The sequence below is a fragment of the Kribbella swartbergensis genome, from assembly GCF_054784135.1.
This window is the reverse complement of sequence record NZ_BAAGPM010000034.1, coordinates 592,904-608,886: the sequence shown is the minus strand read 5'-3', so window position 1 is coordinate 608,886 and position 15,983 is coordinate 592,904. Positions and strand designations below refer to the sequence as shown.

16 protein-coding genes, 3 tRNA genes and 1 riboswitch are annotated in these 15,983 nt (G+C 68.8%); of the genes, 9 read left to right on the top strand and 10 right to left on the bottom strand.

Features of this window, described 5'->3' with window-relative positions:
* The first annotated feature begins 12 nt into the window (after positions 1-12).
* The gene (gene purM, locus ACYVOK_RS32005) at positions 13-1,095 is read left to right on the top strand and encodes a phosphoribosylformylglycinamidine cyclo-ligase (protein WP_460666320.1); all 1,083 of its coding nucleotides are present in this window, start codon (positions 13-15) and stop codon (positions 1,093-1,095) included.
* 353 nt (positions 1,096-1,448) lie between these two features.
* Here the strand turns inward: purM and ACYVOK_RS32000 are convergent, their stop codons facing one another.
* The 3 genes from ACYVOK_RS32000 to ACYVOK_RS31990 form a co-directional block, all read right to left on the bottom strand.
* The gene (locus tag ACYVOK_RS32000; protein WP_460666319.1) at positions 1,449-1,634 is read right to left on the bottom strand and encodes a DUF3073 domain-containing protein; all 186 of its coding nucleotides are present in this window, start codon (positions 1,632-1,634) and stop codon (positions 1,449-1,451) included.
* A 206-nt stretch (positions 1,635-1,840) separates the two neighbouring features.
* Complete coding sequence (locus ACYVOK_RS31995; protein ID WP_460666318.1) at positions 1,841-2,647, bottom strand: ABC transporter permease; 807 nt, start codon at positions 2,645-2,647, stop codon at positions 1,841-1,843.
* 27 nt (positions 2,648-2,674) lie between these two features.
* A complete protein-coding gene (locus ACYVOK_RS31990; protein WP_460666317.1) occupies positions 2,675-3,562 on the bottom strand; it encodes an ABC transporter ATP-binding protein in 888 nt (295 codons plus the stop codon).
* A gap of 143 nt (positions 3,563-3,705) precedes the next feature.
* On the opposite strand from ACYVOK_RS31990, the gene ACYVOK_RS31985 reads away from it, so the two are divergent.
* Entirely contained in the window at positions 3,706-4,878 is a 1,173-nt protein-coding gene (locus tag ACYVOK_RS31985) for a sensor histidine kinase (RefSeq protein ID WP_460666316.1), read from the top strand.
* Positions 4,875-5,531: a response regulator gene (locus tag ACYVOK_RS31980; protein ID WP_460666315.1), complete on the top strand. Its 657-nt coding sequence runs from the start codon at positions 4,875-4,877 to the stop codon at positions 5,529-5,531. Before ACYVOK_RS31985 ends, ACYVOK_RS31980 begins: the two co-directional genes overlap by 4 nt.
* A 124-nt stretch (positions 5,532-5,655) precedes the next feature.
* On the opposite strand, the gene ACYVOK_RS31975 is transcribed toward ACYVOK_RS31980, so the two are convergent.
* Positions 5,656-6,513 (bottom strand): C40 family peptidase, encoded by an 858-nt coding sequence (locus ACYVOK_RS31975; RefSeq protein WP_460666314.1) that lies wholly within the window; start codon positions 6,511-6,513, stop codon positions 5,656-5,658.
* A gap of 2 nt (positions 6,514-6,515) precedes the next feature.
* A riboswitch (cyclic di-AMP (ydaO/yuaA leader) is annotated at positions 6,516-6,681 on the bottom strand.
* Between the two features lie 294 nt (positions 6,682-6,975).
* Positions 6,976-7,938 (bottom strand): pyridoxal-phosphate dependent enzyme, encoded by a 963-nt coding sequence (locus tag ACYVOK_RS31970; RefSeq protein ID WP_460666313.1) that lies wholly within the window; start codon positions 7,936-7,938, stop codon positions 6,976-6,978.
* 105 nt (positions 7,939-8,043) lie between these two features.
* On the opposite strand from ACYVOK_RS31970, the gene ACYVOK_RS31965 reads away from it, so the two are divergent.
* Entirely contained in the window at positions 8,044-8,406 is a 363-nt protein-coding gene (locus ACYVOK_RS31965; RefSeq protein WP_460666312.1) for a YciI family protein, read from the top strand.
* Between the two features lie 155 nt (positions 8,407-8,561).
* On the opposite strand, the gene ACYVOK_RS31960 is transcribed toward ACYVOK_RS31965, so the two are convergent.
* The gene (locus ACYVOK_RS31960; RefSeq protein WP_460666311.1) at positions 8,562-8,747 is read right to left on the bottom strand and encodes a YegP family protein; all 186 of its coding nucleotides are present in this window, start codon (positions 8,745-8,747) and stop codon (positions 8,562-8,564) included.
* Positions 8,748-8,907: 160 nt separating this feature from the next.
* The gene (locus ACYVOK_RS31955; RefSeq protein ID WP_460666310.1) at positions 8,908-9,501 is read right to left on the bottom strand and encodes a GNAT family N-acetyltransferase; all 594 of its coding nucleotides are present in this window, start codon (positions 9,499-9,501) and stop codon (positions 8,908-8,910) included.
* Positions 9,502-9,669: 168 nt separating this feature from the next.
* Here ACYVOK_RS31955 and ACYVOK_RS31950 point away from each other — a divergent pair, with 168 nt between their 5' ends.
* Entirely contained in the window at positions 9,670-10,761 is a 1,092-nt protein-coding gene (locus tag ACYVOK_RS31950; protein WP_460666309.1) for a serine hydrolase domain-containing protein, read from the top strand.
* Between the two features lie 1,342 nt (positions 10,762-12,103).
* Positions 12,104-12,427 carry a hypothetical protein gene (locus ACYVOK_RS31945; RefSeq protein WP_460666308.1) on the top strand — a complete coding sequence of 108 codons (324 nt, stop codon included), beginning with the start codon at positions 12,104-12,106 and terminating at the stop codon, positions 12,425-12,427.
* A gap of 224 nt (positions 12,428-12,651) precedes the next feature.
* On the opposite strand, the gene ACYVOK_RS31940 is transcribed toward ACYVOK_RS31945, so the two are convergent.
* The 3 genes from ACYVOK_RS31940 to ACYVOK_RS31930 form a co-directional block, all read right to left on the bottom strand.
* Positions 12,652-12,724 (bottom strand) — tRNA-Phe (locus ACYVOK_RS31940).
* Between the two features lie 47 nt (positions 12,725-12,771).
* Positions 12,772-12,845, bottom strand: a tRNA-Asp gene (locus ACYVOK_RS31935).
* 59 nt (positions 12,846-12,904) lie between these two features.
* A tRNA-Glu gene (locus ACYVOK_RS31930) sits at positions 12,905-12,977 on the bottom strand.
* 917 nt (positions 12,978-13,894) lie between these two features.
* Between ACYVOK_RS31930 and ACYVOK_RS31925 the strand changes: the two genes are divergently transcribed.
* From ACYVOK_RS31925 to ACYVOK_RS31915, 3 genes are all read left to right on the top strand, one after another.
* Positions 13,895-14,245: a metallopeptidase family protein gene (locus ACYVOK_RS31925; RefSeq protein WP_460666307.1), complete on the top strand. Its 351-nt coding sequence runs from the start codon at positions 13,895-13,897 to the stop codon at positions 14,243-14,245.
* A gap of 121 nt (positions 14,246-14,366) precedes the next feature.
* Positions 14,367-15,308: a hypothetical protein gene (locus ACYVOK_RS31920; RefSeq protein WP_460666306.1), complete on the top strand. Its 942-nt coding sequence runs from the start codon at positions 14,367-14,369 to the stop codon at positions 15,306-15,308.
* The gene (locus ACYVOK_RS31915) at positions 15,308-15,982 is read left to right on the top strand and encodes a hypothetical protein (RefSeq protein WP_460666305.1); all 675 of its coding nucleotides are present in this window, start codon (positions 15,308-15,310) and stop codon (positions 15,980-15,982) included. The genes ACYVOK_RS31920 and ACYVOK_RS31915 overlap by 1 nt, the downstream gene beginning before the upstream one ends.
* Position 15,983 lies beyond the last annotated feature (1 nt).

Below are 15,983 nucleotides of genomic sequence, written 5' to 3'. Positions count from 1 at the left end.
GAGGAGAAGAACGTGAGCGAAGGGGCGAGCTACGCCGCCGCCGGGGTCGACATCGAGGCCGGGGACCGGGCCGTCGAGCTGATGAAGGAGTGGGTGGCGAAGGCGACCCGCCCCGAGGTGGTCGGCGGGCTGGGCGGGTTCGCCGGGTTGTTCGACGCGACCGCGCTGACGTCGTACCGGCGGCCGCTGCTGGCCACTTCGACCGACGGGATCGGGACCAAGGTCGCGATCGCGCAGAGGCTGGACAAGCACGACACGATCGGGTTCGACCTGGTCGGGATGGTCGTCGACGACCTGGTCGTGTGCGGGGCCGAGCCGCTGTTCATGACCGACTACATCTGTACCGGCAAGGTGGTCCCGGAGACGATCGCGCAGATCGTGAAGGGTATCGCCGAGGCCTGTGTGGAAGCCGGTACGGCGCTCGTCGGTGGCGAGACCGCCGAGCACCCGGGCCTCCTGGAGCCGGACGAGTACGACGTCGCCGGCGCGTCGACCGGTGTGGTCGAGGCCGACGAGGTGCTCGGGGCGGACCGGGTGCGCGCGGGTGACGTGGTCGTGGCGATGGGTTCGTCCGGCTTGCACTCGAACGGGTACTCCCTGGTCCGGCACGTGTTCTTCGACCGGGCGAAGTGGACTCTGGACCGGGTGGTGCCGGAGCTCGGCGCCACGCTGGGCGAGGTGCTGCTCACGCCGACCCGGGTCTACGCCAAGCACTGCCTGGAGTTGATCCAGGAGCTGAACGGTGACGCCGAGGGTGACGCGAAACCGCTGCACGCGATGTCGCACATCACCGGCGGGGGGTTCGCGGCCAACCTGACTCGGGTGATTCCGGCCGAGCTGTCGGTACGGATCGACCGGTCCACCTGGACCCCGGCGCCGATCTTCGGCCTGGTCGGCCGGCTCGGCGACGTGGCGCTGCCCGAGCTGGAGAAGACGCTCAACATGGGCGCCGGGATGGTCGCCGTACTGGATCCGTCGGCTGCGGACCAGGCGATCGCGGCGCTGGGCGCCCGGGACATCCCTGCCTGGGTATGCGGTGAGGTCACCGCGACTCCCGGCGGAACAGTGGCCCTCGAAGGCGCGTACGCCAAGTAGATCCACCTCGCTGCCCCGGCCGTCGCTGCGTGCGCGGTAGCTCCCAGCCAGGGCTTGGCAGGCTCCCTGTTTGCCTCACCACCGGCGCTCAGGCAAAGCCTGCCGTGAGCAGCACTGGCTAGCCCGCCGCTGACTGGCGGCAGGTCAACCAACCTGCTCCGGCTAGGCCTGACGCTGACCTGGCGACGGACCAACCTGTTCTGGCTGGGCCGTCACGCACCGGTGGCAGGCCGACCTGTTCTGGGTAGGCGGGAGTGCGGCAGGTGGTGCTGGTGTGGTGGTGCTCGTCGGCGCACGGTTAACTGCTCAGGCACCCGTGAGGGCGCTGAGCAGTTCAGCCGGGCTGGTGTTGCTTACCGACGGGGGTGGTAGTCGTCGGCGTCGTAGTCGTCGCCGTCGTTGTCGCCGTTGGCAGAACGGTTCGCACCCTGCTCACCGGACAGCTCGCGCTTGAGCTGCTCCAAGTCAGTCTCCCAGGTGCGGTACTTCAGGTCGCGTGCGACCTTCGTCTGCTTGGCCTTTGCACGGCCGCGCCCCATAGCGTCGACCCCCTCGCACAAGTCAACCGGGTACGCAGCGCGGCGCCCACGGATCAGTCGTCAGTAATCGTGGTCCTAGGATACCCGGCACTCGGGATCGACACACGCACCGGCCCCCTGGCCGAACCCTGAGAGGTCCGACCACATGGGTCGATGGGGCGGTCCGGTCCCCTCAAACCGGCCCGCCCCACCGCGTCCGGTGTGCGTTATTTGACCTCGCGACGTGAGCTTGCCCACAGTCCCACGACGGTCGGCAGCACGATCCAGATCCCGATCGAGGTCAGCGTCTCGGGCAGCATGCCGTTCAGATTGCGCTCCGCGATCCGGCCGAAGGCGCCGAACACGTCCAGCCAGTTCGCGTTGTCCTTGAACAGCGCCGGCCCGGCCAGCGACCAGGCGGTCGGCGCGATGAAGTACACCAGGATCGCGACCGCGGTCTGGGCGATCACCGCGCCGAAGGCGGCACCCATCACCACGTTCAGCGCGACGGTCAGGTAGGCCCCGGCCAGCTGCCCGCCGACGTCGACGTACGACGTCGTGCGGTCGGTGACCGCACCGGCCAGAGCCGTTCCGGCGAAGGCGAGGGCGACGACAGCGGTCATCACCACGACGCTCAGCACGATCGCGGAGACGAACTTGGCCAGCTGGACCCGGACCCGGCGCGGCGACAGCGTGAACGTGGTCAGCGCGGTCCGCTGCGTCCACTCGCTCGTCATCGCCATCACGCCGATCACCGGCAGCAGCAGCATGACGCTGGTCGACGCGGCGCCGAGGAACCCGTCGAAGCCGGCCGGGCCCTGCGGCAGGTGCGTGAGCTGCCAACTGATCGCGACCACGGCGAGCAGCACGATCGCGGCGATCAGCACCAGGCCGCTGCGGGTGTTCACGGACTTGCGCAGTTCGAGTATGACGAGTTTCAGGAAGGACTGGCCGCGCGCGGGCGGCAGTGAGGTCGCCACCTCGGCCCGGTGCTTGGCGGGGGCCGGCGGTGCGACGTCGGTGACGGTGGTCATGTCGATGAGCTCCAGAAGTGTGGGTGGTCAGGCGGCGTCGGCGAGCGGCGTGGTGAGCTGGAAGAACAGGTCCTCCAGGCCGGCGCCGTCGCTCTGGCGGAGTTCGAGCAGGATCTGGCCGGCGGCCGCGGCGGCCCGGCCGACCTGCTCGGCGGTCGCGTCGACGCGCAGCGAGCCGTCCGGTTGCGGTTCGAGGTTCAGACCGGCGGCGGTCAGCGCCTGGTTCAGGCCGACCGGGTCGAGACCGCGGACGAGCGTGCCGCTGCCGGCCAGCAACTCCTCCAGCGAGCCGTTCGCGACGATCCGGCCGCCGCCGATGACGACCAGCCGGTCGACAGTCGCCTGCACCTCGCCCAGCAGATGGCTGGACAGGATCACCGTGCCGCCGCGGGCGGCGAAGTCCTGCAGCAGGCCGCGCATCCACCGGATGCCCTCGGGGTCCATCCCGTTGGCCGGCTCGTCCAGGATCAGTACGGCGGGATCACCCAGCAGCGCGCTGGCGATCCCGAGCCGCTGCCGCATGCCGAGCGAGTACTGCCCGACCCGGCGCTTCGCGGCGTGGCTCAGGCCGACGGCCTCCAGCATCTCGTCCACCCGTGCCTTCGGGGCGCCGAGCAGGCTCGCGTTGAGCAGCAGCGTCTCCCGTCCGGTCCGGCCCGGGTGCTGGGCGGCCGCGTCGAGCATGACCCCGACGACCCGGCCCGGATTGGGCAGGTCGACGTACCGCTTGCCGGTGATGGTGGCGGTCCCTGAGGTCGGCGGGGTGAGCCCGGTGAGCATCCGGAGCGTGGTCGACTTGCCGGCGCCGTTCGGGCCGAGGAAGCCGGTGATGCTGCCCGGCTGGACGGTGAAGGAGACGTCGTGGACGGCCGTGGTGCTGCCGTACCGCTTGGTCAGGTTCTCGACGGTGATCATGACGTCGAGTCAACCGGTCACGACCCCGGTCGCACATCGGACGAGCGGCTGCGATCACCCCCTACGAAAGTCGTCGGGGACGACCCCTGAACCCACCCGGATGGGTGACGAAAACACCGATCACGCGCAACTACGCTGACAGAATGCGACGGTTGCGCCGGTGGTACGCCTGGTGGATCAGGCATGCCCCGCGACTGCGCGACCTGCTGTTCGTCGGATTCGGCCTGCTCACCGTCGTCGCCCAGGCCGCGTCCGGCGGGAACGGCTGGCAGTCCCGTGACTGGTTCGTGTTCGGTGCCGGCGTGGTCGCCTCGCTCACCCTGTTCTGGCGCCGACGGTTCCCGGCGACCGTCACGGCCGTCAGCGTCGCGGCGATGCTGACGGCCGGCATCTTCGTCCCGATGGGCCTGGCCCTGCTCACGCTGGCGATCCGCCGCCGGGACCTGGTCCTCGCCGTCCTGGGCGTCGCGGCGTACGTCGCCTACGTCGTGAACACCACGTGGTGGGCCGGCGGCACGCTGCTGGTCTCGCTGTTCACCGCCCCGTTCCTGATCGGGACCTGGATCGCGATCGGTGCGTACGTCGGCGCGCGCCGCGACCTGATGGTGTCGTTGCGGGACCGAGCGGAGCGAGCCGAGGCGGAACGCGAGTTGCGCGGCGAGCAGGCCCGGCTCGGCGAGCGTGCCCGGATCGCGCAGGAGATGCACGACGTACTCGCCCACAAGGTCTCGCTGATCGCCTTGCACGCCGGTGGTCTCGAGGTGAACCCGGCGGTCGGCCCGGAGAAGGTGGAGGGCTCGGCCCGGTTGATCCGCGAGACCGCGCGGCAGGCGATGGAGGATCTCCGTGAGGTTCTCGGCGTACTGCGCTCCGACATCAGCGTCGACGGGGCCGACCTGGCACCCGTCCCGCGGGCCTCGGACCTGGACCGGCTGGTCGAGGAATCCCGGGAGGCCGGGGTGACCGTCACCGGTGACTTCGCGCTGCCGGACGACGTACCGGTGTCGCTCGGGCGGACGATCTACCGGGTCGTCCAGGAGTCGCTCACCAACGTTCACAAGCACGCCAGGGGAGCGTCCACGGACGTGGTCGTCCGCGGCGGCCGGGGAGAAGGAATCACGGTCAGGGTGACGAACGTGCGACCGGTGGCTGCTGGTTCACTTCTCCCGGGTGCCGGCGCGGGCCTCGTCGGTCTGCGCGAACGGGTGCAGTTGGCCGGTGGACGGCTGTCGACCGGGCCGACGGCGGCAGGCGGTTGGCAGGTGGAAGCCTGGCTGCCCTGGCCGGACGGCCGGAAGAACGAAGGGGAACGATGACGCGGCTGCTGATCGTGGACGACGAGGCGCTGGTGCGGGCCGGGCTGAAGATGATCCTCGAGTCCGACGACGACCTCGAGGTGGTCGCGGAGGCCGACGACGGTGCCGATGCCGCGGCGATGGCGGTGAAACACCGGCCGGACGTCGTCCTGATGGACATCCGGATGCCGCGGCTGGACGGGCTGGCGGCGACGCGTGAGGTTCAGGCGCTGCCGGACCCGCCGAAGGTCGTCGTACTGACGACCTTCGACCTGGACGACTACGTGTTCCGGGCGCTGCAGGCCGGGGCGAGTGGGTTCCTGCTGAAGGACACGCCGCCGCGGGAGCTGGTGCAGGCGGTCAAGGTGGTCGCGGCCGGTGACGCGATGCTCTCGCCGGCGGTGACTCGGCGGCTGATCGGGCACTTCGCGGCCGACTCGCGGTCGGACCGGCAACGGCAGGCCCGAGCCCGGATCGAGGCGCTCACCGACCGGGAGCGCGAGGTGCTGACCGCGGTCGCGCGCGGGCTGTCGAACGCCGACATCGGCAAGGCGCTGTACATGAGCGAGGCGACCGTGAAGGCGCACGTCTCGCGGGTGCTGGTGAAGCTGAACGGCACCAACCGGGTCCAGGTCGCGATCCTCGCGCACGACGCCGGGCTCCTGGACAACTAGGGCCTGCCTGCCCGGCCATGAGGAAACCGGCCGGGGCCGTCGGAGGGGTGGGGGGCGACGGCCCGCGACCGGTTTCAGGGTCCGTCAGCGATCCCTGGGGGGAGAGGATGCCGACAGGGTGGACTCAGACGCGGCCGAAGGCCACGCTCTTGGTCCAGATCTTCGACTTGCGAACCGGGACACCCGGCTTCGAGGAGTGCCACAGCATGTTGCCACCGGCGTAGATGCCGACGTGGTACACGCCGCCGCCACCGCTCTTGAAGAAGACGAGGTCACCCGGCTTCGCGGCCTTGCGGCTGATGTGCTTGGTCGCGCTGTACTGCTGGCGCGACGTACGCGGCAGCTTCTTGCCGGCCTTCTTGTACACGTAGCCGGTGTAGCCGGAGCAGTCGAAGCCGCGCGGGGTCGTGCCGCCGTAGCGGTACGGCGTGCCCTTCAGCTTCGCCGCCTCACGCAGCACCTTGGCGCGGAACGTCGTGGTGCCGCTGCTCTTGCCGTAGGGACCGTAGAGCACCTTGTGCTTCGCGGCCCAGGTGAGCCGGCCCCAGGTCTGCTTGTCGGTGGTGCCGGTCGGACGCAGGCCCCACGAGGCCTGGAACTTCTTCAGCACCCGGACGGTGCTGGTGCCGAAGTAGCCGTCCGGCCCCAGGCGCAGAGCCCTCTGGACGTACTTGACGGTCGGACCGGAGTCCCGGAACCGCAGCAGCGGCCGGCTGGGGACGCTCCAGTAACCACGTGGAGTGGTGGTGGCGGTGGCGCTGGTCGTCGCCGCCGACGCGGAGGCCGGAGGAGTGGCGACAGTGAGAGCGGCTCCGCCGCCGACCGCGAGGCCCACGGAGAGAACGGCGGCCGCGGCCCGAGGGCCTGCGGGCTTGGTCACCTTGCGGTGCTTCGCGAGCGTCCGGCCGGTGGACCGGGTACTGAGCTCGCTGGTCTGGCTGACGGCGCGCGAAAGCGACGTCCGTCGGGCAGTGACGGGCATGGTAGGTCTCCCCACGCCTGCGGAGTTAGCTGTCGGGTTCGGGCTGGGATTCATAGCCCGGTCCGCTCCCGCGGACTTCACCCCAGGGTTCCGACCACTCACGGTCGAGACCCAACCTCCTGGGTCCCCCACCCCTGCCATGGTGTTCGAGGGGAGCACACGTGCCTGGCAGGGCTCGGCGTCGACACATGTGCGGTTCGTGTTGTTTACCGAACCGCCGACGACTGTATAACAGAACGATCACGACGCAAACCCTCAGATCCACAGAGTTGCTCCGGAAAGGCCCTCAGCGGCTCCCTGACGGGTCAGGGACTCGGGGTGAACACCAGGTGTCCTGAGCGCGTCTGAGCGGGGCTCAGGCGGCAAATCAGCGGTTCGATGTGACGTCGGTCACATATCGTCGTGGCTGTGTGTGACAACCAGCACAGTGCGTGCTCAGGGCACCCTCAGGTCCTTGCGAGTTCAGCTATTTCGGAGCAGCTCGAGGAACCGGTCCAGGCCGACGTTCCCGCCTGACAGCACCACGCCGACGCGCTCCGGCAGTGGCCGGACCCGCCCGGCCAGCACCGCTGCCAGGGCACTGGCGCCACTCGGCTCGAGGACGATCTTCAGTCGCTCGAACGCGAACGCCATCGCAGCCACGATCTCGTCGTCGGAGACCAGCGCGACACTGTCCAGCAGCCGCCGGTTCACCGCGAAGGTCAGCTCGCCCGGCGTCGAGAGCGCCTGCCCGTCGGCAATGGTCCGCGGTACGTCGATCACCACCCGCTCACCCTGCGCCAGCGACCGGGCGTGGTCGTCCCCGGCGGCCGGCTCGACCCCGATCATCCGGATCCCCGGCGCCAGCGCGGTCGCGGCGGTGGCGCAGCCGGCCATCAATCCGCCGCCCCCGACCGGCACGAGCAACGCGTCCAGCGGCCCGGTCTCCTCGATCAGCTCCAACGCGACCGTCCCCTGCCCGGCCATCACGTCGTAGTCGTCGTACGGCGGGATGAGCGTGAGCCCGCGTTCGGTCGCCACGTCCTTGGCCAGCGCGGCCCGATCCTGCGTGTAGCGGTCGTACGTGACGACCTCGGCGCCGTACCCGCGCGTGGCGGCGAGCTTGGTCGGTGGGGCGTCCTCGGGCATCAGGATGACCGCCTTCGTCCCCGCGATCCGCGCCGCGAGTGCGACGGCCTGTGCGTGATTCCCCGACGAGTACGCCGCGACGCCGTACCGGAGCTGCTCGGGCGACAGCCTGCTCACCGCGTTGTACGCGCCGCGGAACTTGAACGCGCCGATCCGCTGCAGGTTCTCCGCCTTGAGGAAGACGTGGGCCCCGACGCGCTCGTCCAGGGTCCGCGAGGTCAGAACCGGCGTACGGTGGGCGACCCCGGCGAGGCGGTCGGCGGCGGACCGGACATCTGTGAGACTCAGCTCGGCCATGCGGCCAACGCTATCTGCTCCGGACCGATGTCAAGATGGCGCGGTCGGCTCCGTACTGATGGGCGAGAGGCTCCCGGCCGGGGAGCCGCGGCTGAAGGAGACACCGTGAAGTACCTAGTGATTCTCAACATCAACCCCGACGTGCTGGCCGCGCTGACCGAGGAGGAGCAGCAGGCGATCGGCGCCGGGCACGAGAAGTTCATGGAGCTCACGAAGGCCTCGGGCGAGTTCCACAGCACTGTGGCGCTGGCCGAGCCGGCCAAGTCCGCGGTGGTCAAGGTACGTGACGGCGTACCGGCGGTGACGGACGGGCCGTTCGTGGAGTCGAAGGAGTTCCTGGGCGGGTACTACCTGATCGACGTGGCGTCGCCGGAGCGGGCGTACGAGCTGGCCGCGATGATCCCGGACGCGGCCATCGAGGGCCTCGGCGTCGAGGTCCGGCCGGTGGAGTTCGAGTCCGGCCTGTGACACCCGCAGGGGTCTCGCCGCCGGTGCGGCGAGACCCCTTGTTTTCTTGGACTTCCAGTTCCTGTCAGGCCGTCTCGTCGTCAGGCCGTCTGGCGCTCAGGCCGTCCTCGTGCCGTCTGGTGCTTAGGCCGTCTGGTGCTCAGGCCGTCCGGTCCTCAGGCTGTCTGGTCGTCGACGTTCGCGTCGGCGGCGTTCCGCTTGATCGACTCGATCCCGTTCAGCGCGCCGGCCTTGGTCTCGTAGCTCTCGCTGCTGGTCGCGATCACCTCACCGTTCCCGGCCTTCAGCCGGAACCGGAAATCACCCGACTTGTCCTTGTACAGCTCGAACTTCCCCGCCATCCCGTACCTCCAGCGTATTCGGTAATCACTCCGCTTCGGAGCGTAGCGCTGCCCGCTACGGATAGTCAGCCCCGACACTTCGATTGCCCGCCACCTTCGTCGCCGCGCCGCGGGATCAACCTGGCGGGAGTGTGGGCTGTGGGGCCGGAATCCTGCGGGATCAGCCCGCGGGGACGTCGCGGACGGCGCCGGGTGGGCCGGACCAGCCGGGCCATGGGCCGGGCGGTGGGCCGTCGGCGTCGGGGCGTTCCTCCTCCACCGTCTTGTACGGCTTCAGGCTGCGCGCCCGGTAGTTCGCCAGCGCGGCAGGCCCGTCGAGGGTATTGGTATTCACCCAGACCCTGGTGATCGGCACCACGCTCTCGTGCCGTTCATCAAGAGTCCACGCCTTGCGCAGTCCGACGGTCAGCAGATGTCCGCCGATCCCCCGACCGATGAAGCCCTTGAGCAGCCCGAAGTTCTCGATCTCGACCTCACTGCCGACTCCGCGCAGGGCGACGTACCCGGCCGGCACACCCCCGACCCACGGCACGTACGTCTCGAATCCGGGCCGGCTCAGCCACTCGACCCACTGGTCCCAATTCCAGCCCAGCTTCCCGACCCAATGCCAGTGACCACCGACCGCGGTGTAGAGGTAGCGCGCAAACTCAGGTGACACCTCCTCCACCAATCTGACCTCCACCGACTGCTCCCGCGCCGGCACGATCTCGTCCACACTGCGCTGCTCCAAGTAGGTCATCACACTGAGCGCCAAGCCACTCCACCTTCTCTCAGTACACCGCGCACACACCCATCCTCCCTGGCCCCACCGACACCAGACCCCTAAGGCGGCATTGGGGGAGGCGCCAGGGGTCATACCCGATCCAACTTGGCCAGTACTTCGCCAAGCTTCTCGGGACGATTTGCTGACAGGAGGCTGGGAATGAAGCGGAAGCTTCGAATGGTGGGTGCGGCATTGTTGCTCTCGGCGACGATCGCGTCGGCGGTGCCGGCGGCCGCTGCCGCGGTACCAACGGATCGCACCGAGTTGCAGAGTGAGTTGGATAACGTCGTTGCCGCCGGCGCGGTCGGCGCGCTCGCCGAAGTACGCGACGGGCACCGAGTCTGGCGTGGCTCCAGTGGGGTTGCGGAGGTGGGGACCACGCGGCCGGTGCCGGTGAACGGGCGGTTCCGGGCCGGCAGTATCACGAAGACGTTTGTGGCGACCGTCGTACTGCAACTGGTCGACGAAGGTGTACTGCGACTGGACGACACCGTCGAGAAGTGGCTGCCTGGGGTCGTTCCCAACGGTCAGGCGATCACCGTGCGGCACCTGCTCAATCACACCAGCGGGCTGTACGACTTCAAGGACACGTTGGCGTTGCCGGACATCGTGGCCAATCGGTGGAAGACGTGGACGGCCGACGAGGTAATTCGACGGGCAGTGGCCAACCCTCCGACGTCCACAATGCCGGGTCGGGTCTTCGACTACTCGAACACCAACTACACCGTCCTCGGCGAGATCATCACGGCGGCAACGGGTGCGTCGTACGGCGACGAGATCGAGCGCAGGCTGATCCGGCCGCTCGGTCTGCACGGCACCGAGATGCCCGGAACCTCGCCGCAGATCCGGGGCCCGCACCCGCACGGCTACCTACCGAGCGAGCAAGGCCTCCTCGACTTCACCGAGATGAACCCGTCGATCTTCGGCGCCGGCGGCGAGCTGATCTCCACAACCCATGACCTCAACCGCTTCCTCACCGCCCTCCTCACCGGCGACCTGCTCTCCCCTCACCTCCTTGCAGAGATGAAGAAGCCGGCCGTCGAGGGCCGGAACTACGGCCTAGGCCTGGCTTGGCGAGACACCACCTGCGGCCGCCGCCTCTACGGCAACGACGGCGACTCCATCACCTACCAGTCCTGGACCTTCTCCACCCCCGACGCCGACCACCAGGTCACCGTCGCCCTCACGCCAAACTTCAAGGCCGACCCCGACGACTACATCGACACCTTCCTGAACAAGGCAGTCTGCTAACTACTTGCCCCGCGCAACTAACTGGTGCGCACGCAGCGCGCTTGTAGACCTCGACCTAGCTCCTGCCCGCGTCTGAGACGAATGTGTTGCCGTCGAACGCCTACGCGTTCGGCGGCAACACTCCGCCGTTGCGATGTGCAGAGTGACGGCCTCCGGGTAAAGGTGTCGCTCCGCCGGTGCCGTGACCAGCTTCGCCCCTCACCCGCCCCACGCTGAAGCCACTCGATCGGCGCCGACCGCCCGATCCGTCGCATTTCCGAGACCCGCCTCGAGAAACTGCCTCTGGTACTGCGAGGATCGCAACCTCAACCTGATAGCCGACAGACTCGGACTCCCGTGCCAACTGCTCCACGTCCCCGGACCAATCAGCACGGACTCCATCACGACGTCGAGCCGCCGGGAGCGCGCGTACTCGAGCGCCCTACCCATCCACCGAAGGCTTTCCTGCTCAGATACCCGGCCGACGTCGGCTCCTCGTCGAGCGCCGTACGAAAATGGGCCAATGCGGCTGATACCGACCTGCGCCGACGCTACTTAGCCCCGTGTCTCAACACCTCGCACGGGCTGCTGCTGAGGATGCAGGATCGGCGCAGCAGCCGCAGCTAGTCGAGAGCCGACCAATCACCCCATTCCAAGTCCGTCATTCGGCGTGCATCGAACGCGCAGACAGGCGGGAACAGTCCTCGTGACGTGAAGTGATTCCAACAGCCGACGCAGTACGCACGTGAACCCCACGAGAACGGATCGGAAAGCACCCGGCTGTCACACAAGAGACACTGCATCCACCAGTGTCCGTTCTCGTCTCGACTGAGATCGGAGGTCCCCGATCGTTCCCCGACGATCGGGATCAACCCATGCACGTCCCCATGATCGGGAGCCAGGCACACAACGCCACCCAGATTGCCCATCCCACAAACCAGACATTCCGGAAACCAGCCCTCATACCCCTGATGACTCACACCCCCATTCTCGACCCGAAACCCGAACACACCTCGATTCCGGTCAGCGCGCGACGAGGGAGCGACTGCGTAGCACGCGTAGAAACCCCTCCCCGGTGCCGGAAAAGAGGGTTGAGGTGGTCAGGGGCGGTCTCGAACCGCCGACCTTCCGCTCTTCAGCTCGGCAACGGTTCTGGATCTGCATGACAGAACCGTTGGTGAGTAGGTTCCGCCTTGGGGTCCCGGTGGCCGTTGGGGCCAGTTGATGCGGGCTTGGTCGCGGCACCTCGTGGTGCCGGACGAGGTTCGGGTCGCGCTGTTCGGCAACGGGTCAGTTCGCGTCCTCTTGCTCCTCGGATCGGGCGGGTAAAGACTGATGGGATGCCCGATCGGTAAGGAGGATCATGATGCTACGCCGAACACTGTTGATCGTTCCGCTTGCCGCGGCGGCAGTTCTGCTGCCGGCGACGCCGGCTGCCGCCGACCACACGCATTTCCGGGTCGTCGGCAACGGCGAGTGCGTCCTGCTCGCGCCCGACGGTGGGGAGAAATACGTACAGCTGCCGAACGCAGGTGCGTACCCACCTAACCGCCAGCACCCATTACACGTGAACGTCCACCTCGGGCAGCCAGGCCAAGTCGGCCAAATCTACGTTGCCTACGGAGCGGACGGAGTCCTGACGGCCGACGCTCAGAGGCTGTGCGAGGGAGTCTTCATCAACCGCTAGCTTGAGCCACCGCCTCTCAGCGGAAGCCTGTGCCCGGCGCATTGGCCAACTGCACAACGCCCCGACCCCTACAGAACTTGTCCGGTCGACGCCGCGGACCACCGCTCACACCGTTGCCCCCGGCGTTTACGACGACCTGCCTGTGACATCTTCAAGCCCACGACGCTGCGGTCCGTGCGAAAGGATCGGCGGTTCTCAGATCGAGAATCCGCAGGTGAGAAGGGTGGTCAGGGGCGGTCTCGAACCGCCGACCTTCCGCTTTTCAGGCGGACGCTCTACCAGCTGAGCTACCTGACCGGGGAGAAAGTTCGGCGGCGGTGTTTGGACACCGCCGCCTTCTCCTGCGACCCAGACGGGACTCGAACCCGCGACCTCCGCCGTGACAGGGCGGCACGCTAACCAACTGCGCCACTGGGCCAGATTCCTCGATGATCTTACAGCATCTCCGAGGTGGTACTGACACCGGTCTTTCGACCGTATCCCCAACGGGATTCGAACCCGCGTTACCGCCTTGAAAGGGCAGCGTCCTAGGCCACTAGACGATGGGGACTCGGACCCGCGGGAGCCGAAGCTCCAGGGACAGCCGTAAGCATAGAGGAGTTGGGCGCAGGGTCCAAAACGAGTTCTTGGGCGGGGCGCCGGGAGCCGAAACGAGGGTCCAGGGGACGCCGGCGGGGAGGCGCCGTACGCCCGCCGGGGACGCTGCCGTACGACGGTGGGACGGGCGCCGTGCGACGGTGGCACGGCCGCCGTACGGCGGCAGGCGGACACCGGGGGCCCGAGCGTTGGCGGGACACGGACGCCGTAGCACGGGGCGTGCGTTGCGCGGGGGTCTGGCGGGGCGTGCGTTGCGGGGGTCCGGCGGGACGGCCGTACGACGGTGGGAGGGGCGCCGTGCGACGGTGGGACGGGCGGCGTGCGGCGGCGGGCGGACACCGGGCGCCCGTGCGTGGGGGAGACGCGGGCGCGGTAGGACGGGCCGTGCGTTGCGGGGGCCCGGGGGCGTACGACGGGAGCGTGTGTTACGGGAGGTGGGCGGCGTACGGGGCGGGACGGGCGCTGCGCGTCGGCGGGACGGCGTACGACGGTGGGACGGTCCGTACGGCGGCGGGACCGACGCCGGGGACCGTGCGCTGGCGGGAGGCGGGCGCAGTACGCCGGGGCGCCGTACGCCAGCGGGACGGGCGGCGTGCGGTGGGGGTCGTGCGTTGGCGGGCGCGGGCAACGAAGCCGGGGGAGGAATGGGAGCTCCACGGCGGCGGACGGGGCTGTGCGGCGGTGAGGGTGCTCGTGGTCGGGCTCGCTGGTGTCAGAGGCGATCGCCTGTGGGTGGTGCGCGGTGATGCTTCACCTGGAGGACGGGTGTGGAGAGGGATGTGTAGTTCGCCACATTTCGTTCGCTCGAGGGGCGGGTGGCGGGGGGTTGAGGGACGGGTGGCGTGAGGGGTGGGTTACTACGCTGGGTGGGTGATCGAGATGAGTCGGGCGGACTTCGAGGTGTTGGTGTCCGAGGCGTTGGACGAGGTGCCGGCGGAGTTGGCGGCGCTGATCGACAACGTCGCGATCTTTGTCGAGGACGAGCCGCCGGCGAGCGATCCGGGGCTGCTCGGGATCTACGAGGGCATCCCGCTGACCGAGCGCGGGCACTACTACGGCGGCGTACTGCCGGACCGGATCACGATCTACCGCAATCCGACGCTGGCGATCTGCGACACCGTCGAGGACGTCGTCGACGAGGTGAACATCACCGTGGTGCACGAGATCGCGCACCACTTCGGCATCGACGACGCCCGCCTGCACGAACTCGGTTACGGCTGACCGTTGCCACTTGCTGCAATTCCCGGCACTCGTCGGCGCAAGCCCGCTTCGCTGCTGTAACCTCACTCGGTCGGAGCCGGGGTCCGACGCGTTGGACCCGTGCAATCAAGTGAGGCACCAAGTGAGCGACCCGACCTCTCAGCCGCCCCCGCCGTACGGCGCACCAGACCAGCGACCGTACGACGGACCACACCAGCACCCGTACGGCGCACCAAGCCAGCCACCGTACGACGCCCCACACCAGCACCCGTACGACGGCCAGCACCAGCCGCCGTACCTCCAGCCGTACGGCCAACCAGGCCACCACCATCCGAAGCCGCAGCCGCAGCGCAAGAGCCAGCTGCCGTGGCTGCTCGCCGGCGCGATCGCCCTGGTGGTCGCCCTGGTCGGAGGCGCTGGTGTGGTCCTCGCGACCCGTGGCGACGGCTCCAACGCGACCAGTTCGTCGCCGACCGCCTCGTACACCGACGGCCTGACGTCGACCACGGTCCCGTCACCGACCGAGCCGCCGACGGAGTCACCGACCGAGCCCCCGACGTACACACCCAGCGAACCGGTCCCCACGCCTACTCCCGAACGGACCCGGACGCTGCGGGACATCGACCAGGGCGTCCAGGTGTACGACGACGTCTACGTCAAACCGGCCGGCGGGTGGCGGAAGTACCGGCAGACGAAGTACACCGTGACGCTCGGCTCCCAGAGCAAGTTCGGAGTCCTCGCCGTCGTCGTCCAGCCGGTCGGCTACCCGGCGGAGACCGCGGTGGCGAGTGTGGCGCAGGGCATGATCGACGTCGACAAGCTGACCGGTGTGAAGAAGGGGGCCGTCAAGACCCTCCGCCCGGCGAACTCGAACATCGCCGGCCAGGCGCAGCTGGAGTTCTCGGGCCGGTTCCGGCAGAACGGGGTCACTGTCTCGCTCAAGGGCCGGTGCACGGCCATGACCGGGGTGGAGTCGATCCACAACGTCACGGTGACCGTGTGCGTCGAGGCCCGCCGGGACTCGACGGCCGCCGCGTTCGGCGATGCGACCCGGATGCTGACGTCCGTGGCCAGGTCGATCTGATGCCGCTGGACGGAGATCCGATCAGCGGTCCGAAGGTGGCGCTGCTGACCGGCGGTCTGGTCGTCCTGCTGGTCGGTGTCTTCGTGGCCGCTGGTGCGCTCGTGCGGCCTGGCGACCAGCCGGCAGTTGCCGCCCCGGCGGAGGTGGTCACGGTGTCGCCCACGGCGCCGGCCGTGACGCCGTCCCGCAACCCTCGCCGGCAGCCTGACGTCGACCGGGGGATCCCGCTGGCCAGCGGCGTGTTCGTCCAGGTCGCCGAGGGGTGGAGGCACCAAACCCCCGGCTTGATGACCATGCGGGCGATCTCGTTCGACCGGGGTGCCAGCGCGACTTTTTCCCTCTCGCAGCATCCGGTGTCCTCCGGTCCGCTGATACGTCCGGATGCCGAAGCGTTCACCGAGCTCGACGACCTGTACGGCGTCAGGTTCGGCGCCGTACGGTCGCTGCCGCCGCCCAACCGCAACATCGTCGAGGCGGTGTCGCTCGGGTTCACCGGGCGACGGACCGTCGACGACGTCACCTACTCGCTCAGTGGCGAATGCACCAGGTTGCGCGGCGCCCCGGCGATCAACGACGTGAGCGTGAGCATCTGCTGGGCGGCCTACGTACAGGACCTGGACACGGTCCGCCCCGAGATCAAGCAGATGATCGGCTCGGTCGCCGGTTCGATCTGAG

Excerpts from the sequence above, each read along its gene's own strand:
- ACYVOK_RS32000 (WP_460666319.1), bottom strand. The coding sequence starts at position 1,634 with ATGGGGCGCGGCCGTGCAAAGGCCAAGCAGACGAAGGTCGCACGCGAC.
- ACYVOK_RS31995 (WP_460666318.1), bottom strand. The coding sequence starts at position 2,647 with ATGACCACCGTCACCGACGTCGCACCGCCGGCCCCCGCCAAGCACCGG.
- ACYVOK_RS31990 (WP_460666317.1), bottom strand. The coding sequence starts at position 3,562 with ATGATCACCGTCGAGAACCTGACCAAGCGGTACGGCAGCACCACGGCC.
- ACYVOK_RS31985 (WP_460666316.1), top strand. The coding sequence starts at position 3,706 with ATGCGACGGTTGCGCCGGTGGTACGCCTGGTGGATCAGGCATGCCCCG.
- ACYVOK_RS31980 (WP_460666315.1), top strand. The coding sequence starts at position 4,875 with ATGACGCGGCTGCTGATCGTGGACGACGAGGCGCTGGTGCGGGCCGGG.
- ACYVOK_RS31975 (WP_460666314.1), bottom strand. The coding sequence starts at position 6,513 with ATGCCCGTCACTGCCCGACGGACGTCGCTTTCGCGCGCCGTCAGCCAG.
- ACYVOK_RS31970 (WP_460666313.1), bottom strand. The coding sequence starts at position 7,938 with ATGGCCGAGCTGAGTCTCACAGATGTCCGGTCCGCCGCCGACCGCCTC.
- ACYVOK_RS31960 (WP_460666311.1), bottom strand. The coding sequence starts at position 8,747 with ATGGCGGGGAAGTTCGAGCTGTACAAGGACAAGTCGGGTGATTTCCGG.
- ACYVOK_RS31950 (WP_460666309.1), top strand. The coding sequence starts at position 9,670 with ATGAAGCGGAAGCTTCGAATGGTGGGTGCGGCATTGTTGCTCTCGGCG.
- ACYVOK_RS31945 (WP_460666308.1), top strand. The coding sequence starts at position 12,104 with ATGATGCTACGCCGAACACTGTTGATCGTTCCGCTTGCCGCGGCGGCA.
- ACYVOK_RS31915 (WP_460666305.1), top strand. The coding sequence starts at position 15,308 with ATGCCGCTGGACGGAGATCCGATCAGCGGTCCGAAGGTGGCGCTGCTG.